This window comes from Labrys sp. LIt4 (assembly GCF_017813775.1).
GTDB lineage: Bacteria > Pseudomonadota > Alphaproteobacteria > Rhizobiales > Labraceae > Labrys > Labrys okinawensis_A.
In genome coordinates, this window is sequence record NZ_JAGIPY010000004.1 from 119,866 (window position 1) to 134,310 (window position 14,445).

Sequence of the window (14,445 nt, forward strand, 5' to 3'; positions counted from 1 at the left end):
TTTAGACGGAAACACTTATTTACTCTAACTTTTTGGTTGAACACGTCTTTGCGATTCTTGGCGATTCCGCCAAATCGCAAAACGCTCTGGAGTATCGCGCTATCTTAGCCGGCTGTATGGCCGATCATCCGGGCATGAGACGCACTTGACCACGGCCAGTTATGTGCTTGTTCGCATAGTCCCGCTTTCACGGGATTGTTCTCGATATAGAAACGCGCTGCCTCAAAATGCCGCTCATTACGAATTCGGCGGTCGAAATAGTCGCGGAACCAGACCGGTCCCGATCGACCGAGATACTGATTGACATGCCTTGCCGTGAACCCTTTCCATGACTGAGCCAAACCGGCGACCGAAGCGCCATCCAAAGGGGTGGCCAGGACATGTACATGATTGGGCATGATGCACCAGGCGTGGAGCCGGTAGCGCTCACCATCGAAGTGAAGCAAAGCATCCGACACTATTCGCCCGATCGAATGACCCGTCAGAAAGGCCTCACCATATCCCCGGTCCAGGGCCTCCTCCAAATGCTTGCGCCGCTCGAATTTTGCCTGATCATCCGGCAGGTCTGAAATATCCTGAAGACATTTCTCAACAACGTGCCGAGGCAGCGAATCGGCAAGGCGAAAGGTAATGGACTGCGGTGTTTCGCCCGCTTCCCAATGCGGCAGATAGCCTCGCGAATGCCACTCGGGCAAGGGTCTCATGCTTGTCCTTCAGGGCCGCCAGGCTTCCAGCCTGCCTTTCAGTCAGCGCGCACTTCGTTTCCAAGAGCCGGCTGGAAAGCCGGCGATCCCAGCACGCGCCCCCCTAGCCGTCCACCTTGAGCGCGGCGATGAAGGCTTCCTGCGGGATGTCGACCTTGCCGAACTGCCGCATCTTCTTCTTGCCTTCCTTCTGCTTCTCCAGAAGCTTGCGCTTGCGGGTGATGTCGCCGCCATAGCACTTGGCGGTGACGTCCTTGCGCAGGGCCCGGATGGTCTCTCGCGCAATGATCTTGGCGCCGATGGCCGCCTGGATCGGGATGACGAACATGTGCTGCGGGATCAGGTCCTTCAGCTTCTCGCACATGGCGCGGCCACGGCTTTCGGCCCGGTCGCGGTGCACTAGCATGGAGAGCGCATCCACCGGCTCAGCATTGACCAGGATCTGCATCTTGACGAGATCGCCCTCGCGATAGTCCGTAAGGTGATAATCGAAGGAGGCGTAGCCCTTCGACACCGACTTCAGGCGATCGTAGAAGTCGAACACCACCTCGTTCAGCGGCAGGTCGTACTGGACCATGGCACGCTTGCCGACATAGTTGAGATCGACCTGGATGCCCCGGCGCTCCTGGCAGAGCTTGAGGATGGAGCCGAGATAGTCGTCCGGCGTCAGGATGGTGGCGCGGATCCAGGGCTCCTCGATCGAGGCGATCTTCACCACATCCGGCATGTCGACGGGATTATGCAGCTCGATCTGCGAGCCGTCGGTCATGTTGATCTTGTAGATCACCGAGGGGGCGGTGGCGATCAGGTCGAGATTGAACTCGCGCTCCAGGCGCTCCTGGATGATTTCCAGATGGAGCAGGCCGAGGAAGCCGCAGCGGAAGCCGAAGCCCAGCGCGGCCGAGGATTCCATCTCGAAGGAGAAGCTGGCGTCATTGAGGCGCAGCTTGCCCATGGCGGCGCGCAGATCCTCGAAATTGGCGGCATCGACCGGGAAGAGGCCGCAGAAGACCACCGGCTGCGCCGGCTTGAAGCCCGGCAGCGGCTGTACGGAATTGTTCTTGCGGTCGTCGGTGATGGTATCGCCGACGCGGGTATCGGCGACTTCCTTGATCGAGGCGGTGATGAAGCCGATCTCGCCCGGGCCGAGTTCGGCGATGTTCTGCATCTTCGGCCTGAAGACACCGAGGCGGTCGACCTCATACTGGGCATTGGTGCCGATCATCTTGACGCGCTGGCCCTTCTTGAGGGTGCCGTCGAAGATGCGCACCAGCACGACCACGCCGAGATAGGCATCATACCAGCTATCGACCAGCAGCGCCTTGAGCGGGGCGTTGCGGTCGCCCTTGGGCGGCGGCAGGCGGGTGACGATGGCTTCCAGCACCTGATCGATATTGAGGCCCGTCTTGGCCGAGATCGGCACGGCTTCGGAGGCGTCGATGCCGATCACGTCCTCGATCTGCTGCTTGATGCGGTCGGGCTCGGCCGCCGGCAGGTCGATCTTGTTGAGCACCGGCACCAGTTCGTGATTGGCGTCGATGGCATGATAGACATTGGCGAGCGTCTGCGCCTCGACCCCCTGGGAGGCGTCGACCACCAGGAGCGAGCCTTCGCAGGCCGCGAGCGAGCGCGAGACCTCATAGGCGAAGTCGACATGGCCGGGCGTGTCCATCAGATTGAGAACGTAGTCCTTGCCGTCCTGGGCGCGGTAGTTCAGGCGCACGGTCTGCGCCTTGATGGTGATGCCGCGCTCACGCTCGATATCCATGGAATCGAGCACCTGCTCGACCATTTCGCGGTCGGTCAGCGTGCCCGTGGCCTGGATCAGACGATCGGCAAGGGTGGACTTGCCGTGGTCGATATGGGCCACGATGGAGAAATTCCGGATATTTTCGATCAGTTCTTCGCTCATCCGCGCGCAATAGCAGGAAGGGATGAGCGCGCCAAGGGCAAATGGGGCATCAGGCCGCTGGAGGCCCCGTTTGCGGGGCCTGCCGGCTCTGTTGGCCTGCCAAACCCTGTTCTAGAACGGGCCGTGCGACGCGATGTTGCGGATGACCTCGTCCAGCGCGCCGATCCTCTCGCCATAGACCTTGTCGAGGCAGGCGGTATCGGCGCCGCAGGCTTCACGCGTCTTGATCCAGGCCTGCTGGGCCTCTCCGATATTGCCGCGCTGCCCCATGGCCACCAGGGACATCGAGATGCCATAGAGCGTGGCCATGCGGGCCTCGGCCTGGCCCAGGGCATAGTTGCCGCAGACGGCCTTTTCGGCGGGGGAAGCCGCCTTGGCGCAGTCGAGAGGTGCGTAGTCCCCCGCCTGCGCAACGCAGGGGAACAGCAGCGCGACCGTGGCGATGATGAGGAATCTGCCTTTCAAGGGTCATCCTTTCCGGTTTTGATGGCGGCGGGGCGCCGGCTGGAACCCCATGGCCTGCCATCGGTTTGAACCAAACAGATTAGGGAAACGCTCATGCTGCTGAAAGGATCCTGCCATTGCCGCGCCGTGACGTTCAGCGTCGAGGCGATGAGCCCCGCCCCCTTCATGCACTGCCATTGCTCGATCTGCCGCAAGACGGCGGGGTCGGGCGGCTATGCCATCAATCTCGGTGCCCATGCCAAGAGCCTGAAGGTCGAGGGCCGCGAACATCTGCGCATCTATCACGCCGTCCTGCGCGAGGAAGGACAGCCCGACCAGCGTTCGCCGGCCGAACGCAATTTCTGCGGGGAATGCGGCAGCGCGCTCTGGCTGTGGGATCCGCGCTGGCCGGAGCTGATCCATCCGCATGCCTCGGCGATCGACACCCCGTTGCCCAGGCCGCCCGAGGTGGTCGAGGCAGCCCTCGCCTATGCGCCTGACTGGGTCGACGTCCCCAGCGGCGCCGGCCATATCCATTGCCAGACCTGGCCAGCCGAATCGCTGGAGGAATGGCACAGGCGCCACGGCCTGCTGAGTGAATGAGGCCTCAGGACGGCAGGGAGCCGCCTTTCGGCGCCCTGTGCGGCAGCGACCAGCCGAAATAGACCTCTGCCTCGACCACCTGTCCGCCGCGCACCGTGAGGACTTCGGTATTACGGAAGCCTCCCTGGTTTCCACGGCCCTCATAGGTGACGAAGACCCGATCCCCGTCGGCGAGCAGATGGACGAAATCGAAACCGGTGATGGCCTGGCTATTTGGCCAGCAGCGCTGGAAATAGGTGTCACGATCGAGCCGGTTGTCGCGTGGGCTGGAGAAATGGAAATCGGGCGCGATCAACGGCTCGATGGCAGCGCGGTTGCCGTCGACATAGGCCTTGTAGACCTTCCGCACGACCGTGATCGGATCGTACTCGGCGGGCTTATGAGCAGAGAGGCTGGACATCATCGTCTCCCTGGTTAGAGTGATTGCGCTTCACAAGCAGTGCATCTTAGCCATCTGCTTTCATATTGCAATCAGATTTTGGGTCTGGCGGGAGCAAGGCATATGGAAGACGACGATCTCAGCCATTTTCACGCCCATGGCGCGCCACCCTTGCCAAAGGGTGACATCGAGGGATGGCTGGATCATGACGGTGTCCGCATCTGGCATGCTTCCTATGGTGACGGGCCGCCGGTGATCCTCCTACATGGCGGCCTCGGCCATTCTGGCAATTGGGGCTACCAGCTGCGGGACCTGCGAGCCGCCGGCTATCGCGTCGTGCTGGCCGACAGCCGCGGCCATGGCCGCAGCACGCGTGACGACCGGCCCTATTCGTACGAGCTGATGGCCTCGGACGTGCTGGCCGTGATGGATCGGCTCGGCCTCGGCCAGGCCCGCTTCGTCGGCTGGAGCGATGGCGCCTGCATCGCCCTGGTCCTGGCCTCCGAGCATCCGGAGCGTGCGGCAGGCGTGTTCTTCTTCGCCTGTAACATGGACCCCAGCGGCACCAAGGAGATGGAGCCGAGCCAAGCGCTTGATCGCTGCTTTGCCCGGCACCGCCATGACTATGCCGCGCTCTCGGCCACGCCCGACAGTTTCGAGCCTTTCGTCGCCGCCGTCAGCGAGATGATGGCCAGCCAGCCGAATTATAGCGCGAACGATCTAGCCGCGATCGATGTGCCGGTCGAAATCGTGCTGGGCGAGCATGACGAGTTCATCCGCCCCGAGCATGCCGCCTATCTCGCCCGCACCATTCCCGGCGCGAGGCTGACCATTCTGCCGGGCGTGAGCCACTTCGCACCGCTGCAGCGGCCGGCGCTTTTCAACCGGGCGGTGCTCGACTTCCTCGGCAAGCTCCCTTCCTGACCGGCCCGATCAGGCGTTAAGGCGCGAAGCCCAGGCCGAAACGGCCGCCGCCAGGGTCGCAAGATGGTCGGCGGCCGAAAAGCCGGAGACCGCCTTGCGCGGCTTGAGGTCGTGGTCGCCATCCTCCAGCCAGAGAATTTCGATACGGGGCGACAGGGCATAGGTCGCGACCTCCTCCCGCGTGCCGAAAAGATCGCGCGTTCCCTGGGCGATCAAGGCCGGTGTGCGCATTTCCGCCAGATGAGCGGTGCGCAATTGCGCGGGCTTGCCGATGGGATGAAAGGGATAGCCGAGGCAGAGCAGGCCGGCGATGCGGCCCTTGGCATGGAGATCGTCGGCGATCATGCTGGCCACGCGGCCGCCCATCGATTTGCCGCCGATGACGAGAGGCCCCGCCGTCCCCAAGGCCTCGATGGCGGCGTGGTATTCGCCTTCCAACGTCTCGGCCCGCGGCGGCGGCTTGCGCGCGCCCGATTGGCGCCGGGCTGCCATATAGTCGAATTCAAACCGGGCAACCCGCAATCCGGCTGCAGCGAGCGCTCCGGCGCTGGCAGACATTGCGGCCGAGTCCATCGGTGCGCCGGCACCGTGCGCGAGCAGGAGGGTGATCCCCGCATCCTCGGGTCCATCCATGAGGAAGCGATGTGCCATGTCGATACCTGGAGGCTGTTCGGGTGACGGCACACCGACGGCGCGCCCTGCCACCATCAAAGGCAGGCGCGGTGATTCATGCAATTGCCGTGGAGATGGGCTGGCTTGTGCCTTCGAGAAGGAAAGAAAACTTTGAATGCTCTTGCATTCAGGACACGCGTTCCTCCCGCAGCAATTGCCCGAGCAAGGAAGCCATGATCAAGGAAGATGAACAGTATAGGAGGATGCAAACCAACCAGGACATTATTTCCTCCAATTCCGCCTGGCACCGGCTTGCCCAGTTACCAATACGCCGCTTGTTCGATCGAGACGGTTGACACTTTGATCGATCCCGCCCGGGCCGTCGACACGCAACTACCTTCCGTCACTCATACCTTCATATTATCGAGACTGAAGGTCATGGCAATCAACAATAGGCTTAGGGGCTCGATTTGTAGCCATAATTATTATTCAAATTGTTTGAATTGCATATTTGTCGGCTGGAAGGGCAGGCCAGGACGCTTCGAAATCCTGGCGAGACCGCGGCCCTGCGGACAGGACGTCGTCTTCGGGCCGCCGGCCCGCCGCTCCCTGGCTGGGCGAGACTTCCATCCGGGCTGGAAAAATCCTAAGCTCCGCTTCGGCGCTGCGAGACGCCACCGGACCCGCGGGAAGGGCTCAGCCCCCTCACCATCATCGACATCAGACGACCTGCCCCTGTGCAGCCGATTGCGGGTCTTCGGCCCTGCGCACATGGAGGCACCATGAAGACCCTTCCGGCTTCGCCGGCCCTTTCGCATCTCAAGAACCGGGCCAAGCAGCTCCTGCGCGCGGCCCGTAATGGCGAGGCCGAGGCCCTTCGCCATTTCGCCGCGATCCTGCCTTCGGCGCGCGGCGTCGACCCGGCAACGCTCGCCGTCCAGGAACTCACCTTGCACGACGCGCAGTCCGTGGTCGCGCGCGACTACGGCTTCCGGTCCTGGAGCGAGCTCAAGCATTATGTCGAGTGGACGCGCAGCGCCACGGCGGAAAGGCTGCGAACCTGGCTCGCCTGGGTGCTGGAGGGCCATGCCGTCCAGCGTCAGCTGGCGCGCCGCACCCTCGCCGAACAGCCGGCCCTGTTCGCGCAGGATCCCTGGCTCGCCTGCATTACCGGCGACGAGGTCCGGCTCAGGGCCTCGATCGCCGAAGACCCGGCCTTCGTGAACCGCAGCGGCGGCCCCCTCGCCATGCCGCCGCTGATCGGCGTCACCCACTCCGGCCTGATCCGGGAACCCGGCTTCAGGGAGCCGCTACTCGCCTGCGCCCGCCTGCTGCTCGCCCATGGCGCCGACGTCAACGCCAGCTGGACGGATCCGCGCTGGCCGGATTCACCGCTTTCGGTGCTCTATGGCGCAGCCGGCCGCACCCATGACGAGGCGATGACCCGGCTGCTGCTCAAGGCCGGCGCCAATCCCGACGACAATGAATCGCTCTATCATTCTGTCGAAGGCCCGAGCGACACCTGCACGCGCCTGCTGCTCGCGGCCGGGGCGCGCGTCACCGGCACCAATGCGCTGGGCCGCGTGCTCGATTTCGACAAGCTCGACACGCTCCGGCTGCTGCTCGCCCATGGCGGCGACGCCAACGAACGGGCCTGGATCCACCATGCCATCCTGCGCGGACGCTCCAGCGCCCATGTCCGGGCCTTGCTGGACGCGGGCGCCGACCCGCGCGCGACCAACGATGACGGCATGAGCCTCTATCGCTTTGCCCAGGAGCAGGGCCGCACTGACGTGGTCGAGATGCTGGAGGCGCTGGGTGTTCACGAGGACCTCACGCAGGAAGAGGCCTTCGTCGCGGCCTGCACGAGGGCAGACCGGGCGGCAGCCGCCAAAATCCTCGCCAGAGAGCCCGACATTCTTGCCCGCCTCAGCGAGAGGCAGTTACGGACCCTGCCCTTGCTGGCCGGCAATGGTGCGATCGAGGCCGTTCGCGTCATGCTCGCTTTGGGCTGGCCCCGCGAGGTGAAGGAGCATGAATGGTCGGCGACGGCCCTGAACAAGGCGATGTTCCAGGGCGATGCCGCCATGCTGCGCCTGCTCCTGGAGGAGGGAGCCGACTGGCGCACCGAGCATGGCTTCGGCGCCAACGTCATCGGCACGCTCTCCTATGCCAGCCAGGCGGAGGATATCGCCGGCACCGTACCGCAGGACTATGTCGGCTGCGCACGGGCCCTGATCGAGCACGGCGTGCCGCTTCCCGCCTTCGACGGCTATGGTTTTTCAGACGCCGTCACTGCTTTTCTCAAGGACCAGGCCTCGCCGGCGGCTTGACGGCGTTACTCCAGATTGGTGTGACGCGCCCGCATCGTCTCGGCGGTTTCGCCGAGACGATCACGAAGCTTCAGCACGATGATCTCGAACACCAGCATCTGCGCCGTCTCGAACAGCGAGCCCATCGGCAGCACCGAAACCCCGCCGCCCCGGTCATCCGCCATGGTCTGGGCTGGAATGGTGAAGACGATGTCGGCGAGCTTGGGCGTGCGCGCCTCGGGCTGGGCCGTGACCACCGCAACCTGGGCGCCGGCCGTGCGGGCTACGCCGATCAAGGCATCGCCGACATTGGAAGCGCCGGGCCCGGACGACACGAAGAGGAGGTCACCCGGACCGATCGGCGGCACGGTCATGTCGGCGACGACATGGACGTCGAGCCCGAGATGGAACAGGCGCATGGCGAGGCCGCGCATCTGCAGTCCCTCGCGGCCCGCGCCGTAGATGGCGATGCGGCCCGCCGTGGCGAGTGCTTCGATCAGGCCGTCGGCAGCCTCGGCAGGAAGGGCCTTCACAACGGCGGCAAGATCATCGAGCGCGCGCAGGCTGAGGGCGGGAATGGTCTCCGTCATGGCAGGCATGGCAGGTCCAATTTGTTGCTTAAGAAAACGAACGAAGGTTTAGGCGCGTCCCGGACGATCCGCAACAGGCTCTTCCGCCTTGACTCCACTATACTGGATAAATAATCTCACATTATGGAATCGACCGATACCGCCATCGACAGGGAGCTGGGCGGCCGCATCAAGGCGTTGCGTGGCCGGATGCACCTGACCATCGATCAGCTCGCCGCGGCCAGCGGCGTCAGCCGTGCCATGATCTCGCGCATCGAGCGCGGCGAGTCGAGTGCCACCGCCCAATTGCTGGCCCGCCTCGCCGGCGGCCTCGGCGTGAGCCTGTCGACCCTGTTCGCGACAGCCCAGCCTGCCGCCTCGCCGCTGGCGCGCCGGGCCGAGCAGCCGCTCTGGCGCGATCCGGCCACCGGCTATCTGCGCCGCTCCGTTTCACCCGCCACGGCCAATGGCATCCTCGACCTTGTCGAGGTCGAGCTCCCCGCCGGTGCCCTGATTCCCTTCGAACCGCAGGCGACGCCCTTCGATCAGCTGGTCTGGCTGCAATCGGGCAGCCTCACCATGACGGTCGATGGCGAAACCTTTCCGCTCCAGACGGGCGACTGTCTGCATATGCGCCTCGACAAGCTCGTGATGTTCCACAATCCGGGCGATGGGCCGGCGCATTACTGCGTCATGCTCTGCCCCTCGCGACAGGTTTCCCGATGACCGCCCTTCATATCGCCATCGCAACCCCCGAACAGGCCGAGGCGCTCGTTCCCGCCTTGGCGGAGATCCTGATCGACTGCGTCGAGGGGGATGCCTCCATCGGCTTCATGCTGCCGCTCCCCCGTGAGGAAGCCGAGGCCTTCTGGCGCGGCGTCGCCGCACGGGTGGCCGAGGGCAGCACGCTGCTGCATGTCGCCTATCTTGACGGCCAGCCGGTCGGCACCGTGCTGCTGAGCCCGGAAAACCGCCCGAACCAGCCCCATCGCGCCGACGTGCAGAAACTGATGGTGCATCGGCGCGGCCGCAATCTCGGCATCGCCGGCGCACTGATGGCTGCCCTGGAGGAGAGCGCCCGGGCGAAAGGACGCATCGTGCTCTGCCTCGACACCGCCACCGGCTCTTCGGCCGAGCGGCTCTATCACAGGCTCGGCTGGCAGAAGGCCGGCGTCATCCCGCGCTATGCGCTCTGGCCGCAGGGCGGCTATTGCGACACCACCCTGTTCTGGAAAGATTTGGATCGATGATCATCCGCCCCGCCACCCCGGACGACCTGCCCGATATCCTCGCCATCTATAATGACGCCGTACTGAACTCGACGGCGATCTGGAACTGGAACACCGTCGACCTCGACAACCGCCGGGCCTGGTTCGAGATGCGCAGGAGCCAGGGCTATCCCATCCTCGTCGCCGACGCCGAGGGGACAGCGATCGGCTATGCCAGCTATGGCGACTGGCGACCTTTCGACGGCTATTGCCACACGGTCGAGCACTCGATCTATGTCGCCGGGGCGGCACGCCGCCAGGGCGCCGGAGCCGCCCTGCTGGACGCCCTGATCGGCACGGCCCGCGATGCCGGCAAGCATGTCATGCTGGGCGGCATCGAGGCCGGGAACGAGCCCTCGCTCGCCCTGCACCGGCGCTTCGGCTTCGCCGAAACGGCGCGCATGCCCGAAGTCGGCCAGAAATTCGGGCGCTGGCTCGACCTCGTCTTCATGCAGAAGACGCTGAACGGCTGATGCCGGCAGACCTTGACAATCACGGCTCCAGCTTCATCTCCAAGGGCTGCGGCCGGGTGAGGTTCTCCGGCCGCAGCACGGCATCGAGCCGTTCGCGCGGCATCAGCCCTTTCTCCAGCACGAGCTCGTAGACACCGCGCCCGGTGGCATGCGCCTCCATCGCCACTTCGGTGGCATGGCGGTAGCCGATATAGGGATTGAGGGCCGTGACGATGCCGATCGACTGCTCGACGCCGGCACGCAGGCGCTCGCGATTGGCGGTGATGCCGGTAATGCAATTCTTTTCCAGCGTCAGGCAGGCGGCACGCAGATGTTCGACACTGCGGAACAGGCTGTAGGCGATGATCGGCTCGAAGGCGTTGAGCTGGAGCTGCCCGGCCTCGGCCGCGAAGGAAATGGTGACGTCGTTGCCGATCACCTCGAAGGCGACCTGGTTGACCACTTCCGGAATCACCGGATTGACCTTGCCCGGCATGATCGAGGAGCCGGCCTGGCGCGCCGGCAGGTTGATCTCGTTGAGCCCGGCCCGGGGTCCGCTGGAGAGCAGGCGCAGATCGTTGCAGGTCTTGGAGAGCTTCACGGCGACGCGCTTGAGCACGCCCGAAAGCTGCACGAAGGCACCGCAGTCCTGCGTGGCCTCGACCAGATTGGGCGCGGTGATCAGGTCGATGCCGGTGATCTCGGCCAGGCGCCTGCAGACGATACCGGCATAGAGCGGGTGGGCGGTGATGCCGGTGCCGATCGCGGTGGCGCCCATGTTGATCTCGCGAATCAGGCCGGCCGCCTCGGCGAGCCGCGCCTCGTCCTCGGCCAGCATCAGCCCATAGGTGCCGAATTCCTGGCCCAGCGTCATCGGCACGGCGTCCTGTAGCTGCGTGCGGCCCATCTTGATGATGTCGGCGAATTCCTCCGCCTTGGCCTCGAAGGCGCGGCGCAGAACTCCCATCGCCTCGATCAGCCGGCCGATGCCGAACCAGGCCGCGATCTTCAGCGAGGTCGGATAGACGTCATTGGTGCTCTGCCCCATATTGACGTGCTCGTTGGGGTGCAGCCGGCCATAATCGCCGCGCCGATGGCCGAGGAGTTCGAGCGCCCGGTTGGCGATCACCTCATTGGCATTCATGTTGGTGGAAGTACCGGCACCGCCCTGGATGAGATCGACCACGAACTGGTCGTGCAGCGCCCCGGCCCTGATCTCCTCGCAGGCCGCCACGATGGCGGCGGTGCGCTTGTCGTCGAGCAGGCCGAGTTCGCGATTGGCCAGCGCCGCCGCCTGCTTGATCGAGGCCAGGGCCCGGATCAGGTCCGGGCAGGTCGCGAGCGTCTGGCCGCTGATCGGGAAATTCTCGACGGCCCGCAGGGTATGAACGCCATAATAGGCGTGCGCGGGCACTTCGCGGTCTCCCAGCAGATCGTGCTCGAGGCGGAATGCGGTCTCGGACAAGGCAGGTTTCCTCCGGCCATGCGCCAGGGTCTCCCCAGGCCATGGCGAGTTGCAGCGCGGCGCGCAGGCGCGCGTCAGTGAATGGTGAAAGAGCGGAGCGGAACGAGGCAGATCTTGTTTTGCCGGCTCCGTTCCGCCGGGCTGGAAAGGCTCATACGCCTGAGCGGGACTCCCCGCCAATGCTATCGCGGCAAAGCCTATTCCAAATCTGCATAACCTTCAGCCGGAAGCCCCCGTTGCCGCACTCCAGACACGGTCGACGAACGGCCGGGAGCGGTCCGCGCTTCGGTAGAGCCGGATATCCATCGGCATTTCCGGCGCGATCACCGTCAGGGAACCCTCGGCGATCTCGTCGGCAACCAGGCTGCGCGGCAGCCAGGCCACACCATGGCCGTCCAGCGCCATGAACTTCAAGGCCTCGGCCATCGAGCCCTCATTGGTATGGGCGAGATAGGTCGCCGGTGCGCCCTCGCGGGCCTGCGCGATGGCGGCGAGCAGGCCCAGAAAAGAACCGCGCGAGTAGTGCAGGAGCGGCACCCGGTCGTCGCCGGCCGGCCAGCTGCGGCGTTCCGGGCGCGCCGCCACCGCGACCAGGCTGTCGCGCCCCACCGTGAGAAAGGCGAAGCGCTCCGGATCGAGCGGCACCGAGATATTGGGATGATGGAAGGTGAGCAGGACATCATAGCCCCCTTCCACCAGGGCCTGGATGCAGGTGTGGAAATTCTCCGGCAGCACCCGGCTCCTCAACGGGCCGACCTTGCGCCGGATTTCGGTGAGCCAGCCCGGCAGGAAGGTCAGGCAGAGGGCATGCAGCGCCGTGACGGCCAGAACCGGCAGGTTGCTGCCCTCCTGGCGGCTGCGGAACTGCGAACGGCTGAGGGTGAGCAGGCGCACCGTTTCCTCCGCCGTCTCGCGGAACTGCCTGCCGTCGGCGGTCAGAGTGATCGGAAAGGTACTGCGGTCCAAGAGCTCTGTGCCGAGCCAGACCTCGAGCGCCCTTATGCGCCGGCTGAAGGCCGATTGGGTGATGTTGCGGTCCGCCGCCGAGCGCGAAAAGCTGCGCGTCTCAGCCAAGCTCAGGAAATCCTCAAGCCATTTCAGTTCCAAGGCCGTTCCTTCCTGTGTGACCAGTCGGGCAAGCGCCGAGGAGCCGGATGTTTGCCATGTTTGGCTTCCTCATGGCCCTGCCGCATTCCCGCTCTGGCATGCAGCGCGGAGTGATGCAATCATGCCGCCCTTTCGTCCAGCTGCGTGGCTCCGTTGTCGCTGTTTTCCGAACTGATCCTCGCCACGGTCCTCGCCGCCGTGATCATCCTCAACTGGCGGATCGGCTGGCAGCCAGCCTGGCTGCGTATCGGCGTCGCCGCGGGGCTGTTCTGCCTGTTCACCCTGCTGATCCTGCGGGTCGGCGGCATGCCGGCCGCACCGGTGCTCGACGCCGACACGCGCATCGCCACCTGGCAGCGTGGCCTGATCGCCCTGTGGTGGCTGCTGGGCGCGCGGCTGACAGTCGGCATCCTGCCGCTGATCCTCTGGCAAAAGCGCGAATCGAGCCAGCCCAAGATCGCTTCCGACCTGCTGGCCGGCCTCACTTATGTCGCGGCCGTGCTGGCCACCGTCAATTTCGTGTTCGACCTGCCGGTCCGCGCCCTCCTGGCCACCTCCGGCATCATCGCCGTGGTGCTCGCCCTGGCGCTGCAGAACACCTTGGCCGATGTCTTCGCCGGCATCGCTGTCGGCATCGAGCACCCCTATGTGGTCGGCGACCGCATCACCATAGACGGCTCCTTCGAGGGCGTGATCGTCCAGATCAACTGGCGCTCCATCCATGTACGCACCGACGGCAACGACATCGTCACCATCCCCAACAGCCTGATCTCCAAGTCGCGCGTGATCAATCGCAGCCGGCCGAGCACCCGGCGCGACGATTCGATCCAGGTTGCCTGCGATTCCACGGCCCGGCCGGACCTCGTGCTGGAATATCTGCGCCATGCGGCCCTGCTGACGGCGCAGGTGCTCGCCAGTCCCGCTCCGGGAACTTCGCTGGCGCGGATCGGCGCCCGCACCAACAGCTACGACATCAGCTTTTCGGTGGCGCATACCGACCATCTCGGCAAGGTCAAGAGTGCCCTGCTCGGCCAGGTGCTGCGGCAATTTCATTATCACGGCATCCGGCTGGTCAATCCAGGCGCGATGTCGACCCCGATCGGGCCGGTCCAGGTCAATCTCGGTCCACTGGAGACCTTGCCGCCCGAACAGCTCCTTGGCGACATTCCGCTCTTCCGCGAACTCTCGCCGAAGCAGCGGACAGATCTGTCCACGAAAATGATCAAGCGCAATCTCGAAGCGATGGCGACGCTGGCATCGCAAGGCGGGTCCCTATCCTCCCTGATCGTGGTTGCCTCCGGCGTGCTGGAAGCGAGCCGCACCATCCGCGACCATTCGCATGTGGTGGGACGTCTGGGGCCGGGCGATCACTTCGGCGAGCTCGGCGTGATTACCGGCGCCCCCAATCCGGGCACGATTCTGGCGCTGACCCGCTGCATCGTCTTCGAACTTCGCAAGGAGGATCTCGATCCCGTTCTCGCCGCCGAACCCGGCCTGGCGGAGGCATTCGAGGCCGCCGTTCGCCGGGGCCAGGCCTTCCTCGCCCGCGACGAAGCGGCAGCCGTCTATGCGCAGCCGGGCCCGCCGGCGCAGTTCCTGGCGCAGATCCGCGCCTTCTTCAAGACGTGACGGAAGAGCGGACTGGAAGTCCGCACTCCGATCATAGTATGGCCTTCCCGATCCCTCGGATTTGT

General features: G+C 64.9%; 15 protein-coding genes. 7 read left to right on the forward strand and 8 right to left on the reverse strand.

The window, feature by feature from the left end:
- Positions 1-104 precede the first annotated feature (104 nt).
- The 3 genes from J8I29_RS08915 to J8I29_RS08925 all read right to left on the reverse strand — a co-directional run bounded on the left by J8I29_RS08915 (position 105) and on the right by J8I29_RS08925 (position 3,081).
- Positions 105-704 carry a transposase gene (locus J8I29_RS08915; RefSeq protein WP_209431385.1) on the reverse strand — a complete coding sequence of 200 codons (600 nt, stop codon included), beginning with the start codon at positions 702-704 and terminating at the stop codon, positions 105-107.
- A gap of 103 nt (positions 705-807) precedes the next feature.
- Positions 808-2,616, reverse strand: coding sequence for a translation elongation factor 4 (gene lepA, locus J8I29_RS08920; protein ID WP_105860899.1), 1,809 nt, complete (start codon positions 2,614-2,616; stop codon positions 808-810).
- A 111-nt stretch (positions 2,617-2,727) separates the two neighbouring features.
- Positions 2,728-3,081 (reverse strand): lysozyme inhibitor LprI family protein, encoded by a 354-nt coding sequence (locus tag J8I29_RS08925; protein WP_105860900.1) that lies wholly within the window; start codon positions 3,079-3,081, stop codon positions 2,728-2,730.
- A gap of 93 nt (positions 3,082-3,174) precedes the next feature.
- Here J8I29_RS08925 and J8I29_RS08930 point away from each other — a divergent pair, with 93 nt between their 5' ends.
- Positions 3,175-3,663 (forward strand): GFA family protein, encoded by a 489-nt coding sequence (locus J8I29_RS08930; protein WP_105860901.1) that lies wholly within the window; start codon positions 3,175-3,177, stop codon positions 3,661-3,663.
- Between the two features lie 4 nt (positions 3,664-3,667).
- Here J8I29_RS08930 and J8I29_RS08935 read toward each other — a convergent pair whose 3' ends face one another.
- A complete protein-coding gene (locus J8I29_RS08935; protein WP_209431386.1) occupies positions 3,668-4,063 on the reverse strand; it encodes a nuclear transport factor 2 family protein in 396 nt (131 codons plus the stop codon).
- Positions 4,064-4,165: 102 nt separating this feature from the next.
- Between J8I29_RS08935 and J8I29_RS08940 the strand changes: the two genes are divergently transcribed.
- Positions 4,166-4,966 carry an alpha/beta hydrolase gene (locus J8I29_RS08940; RefSeq protein WP_209431387.1) on the forward strand — a complete coding sequence of 267 codons (801 nt, stop codon included), beginning with the start codon at positions 4,166-4,168 and terminating at the stop codon, positions 4,964-4,966.
- Positions 4,967-4,975: 9 nt separating this feature from the next.
- On the opposite strand, the gene J8I29_RS08945 is transcribed toward J8I29_RS08940, so the two are convergent.
- On the reverse strand, positions 4,976-5,617 hold the full coding sequence (locus J8I29_RS08945) for an alpha/beta family hydrolase (protein WP_209431388.1): 642 nt from the start codon (positions 5,615-5,617) through the stop codon (positions 4,976-4,978).
- Between the two features lie 743 nt (positions 5,618-6,360).
- On the opposite strand from J8I29_RS08945, the gene J8I29_RS08950 reads away from it, so the two are divergent.
- Entirely contained in the window at positions 6,361-7,911 is a 1,551-nt protein-coding gene (locus J8I29_RS08950) for a hypothetical protein (RefSeq protein ID WP_209431389.1), read from the forward strand.
- A gap of 5 nt (positions 7,912-7,916) precedes the next feature.
- Here the strand turns inward: J8I29_RS08950 and J8I29_RS08955 are convergent, their stop codons facing one another.
- Positions 7,917-8,489 carry an SIS domain-containing protein gene (locus J8I29_RS08955; RefSeq protein WP_245196821.1) on the reverse strand — a complete coding sequence of 191 codons (573 nt, stop codon included), beginning with the start codon at positions 8,487-8,489 and terminating at the stop codon, positions 7,917-7,919.
- 114 nt (positions 8,490-8,603) lie between these two features.
- Between J8I29_RS08955 and J8I29_RS08960 the strand changes: the two genes are divergently transcribed.
- From J8I29_RS08960 to J8I29_RS08970, 3 genes are read left to right on the forward strand one after another with little or no spacing between them, the layout of a single operon-like run.
- Positions 8,604-9,185 (forward strand): helix-turn-helix domain-containing protein, encoded by a 582-nt coding sequence (locus tag J8I29_RS08960; RefSeq protein WP_209431390.1) that lies wholly within the window; start codon positions 8,604-8,606, stop codon positions 9,183-9,185.
- Positions 9,182-9,709, forward strand: coding sequence for a GNAT family N-acetyltransferase (locus tag J8I29_RS08965; protein WP_209431391.1), 528 nt, complete (start codon positions 9,182-9,184; stop codon positions 9,707-9,709). The genes J8I29_RS08960 and J8I29_RS08965 overlap by 4 nt, the downstream gene beginning before the upstream one ends.
- The gene (locus tag J8I29_RS08970) at positions 9,706-10,200 is read left to right on the forward strand and encodes a GNAT family N-acetyltransferase (protein ID WP_105860907.1); all 495 of its coding nucleotides are present in this window, start codon (positions 9,706-9,708) and stop codon (positions 10,198-10,200) included. Before J8I29_RS08965 ends, J8I29_RS08970 begins: the two co-directional genes overlap by 4 nt.
- A 19-nt stretch (positions 10,201-10,219) precedes the next feature.
- Here the strand turns inward: J8I29_RS08970 and aspA are convergent, their stop codons facing one another.
- Both aspA and J8I29_RS08980 read right to left on the reverse strand, forming a co-directional pair.
- Positions 10,220-11,644 (reverse strand): aspartate ammonia-lyase, encoded by a 1,425-nt coding sequence (aspA, locus tag J8I29_RS08975; RefSeq protein ID WP_209431392.1) that lies wholly within the window; start codon positions 11,642-11,644, stop codon positions 10,220-10,222.
- A 219-nt stretch (positions 11,645-11,863) separates the two neighbouring features.
- A complete protein-coding gene (locus J8I29_RS08980; protein ID WP_209431393.1) occupies positions 11,864-12,751 on the reverse strand; it encodes a LysR substrate-binding domain-containing protein in 888 nt (295 codons plus the stop codon).
- A gap of 153 nt (positions 12,752-12,904) precedes the next feature.
- Between J8I29_RS08980 and J8I29_RS08985 the strand changes: the two genes are divergently transcribed.
- Positions 12,905-14,380, forward strand: coding sequence for a mechanosensitive ion channel family protein (locus J8I29_RS08985; RefSeq protein ID WP_209431394.1), 1,476 nt, complete (start codon positions 12,905-12,907; stop codon positions 14,378-14,380).
- Positions 14,381-14,445 lie beyond the last annotated feature (65 nt).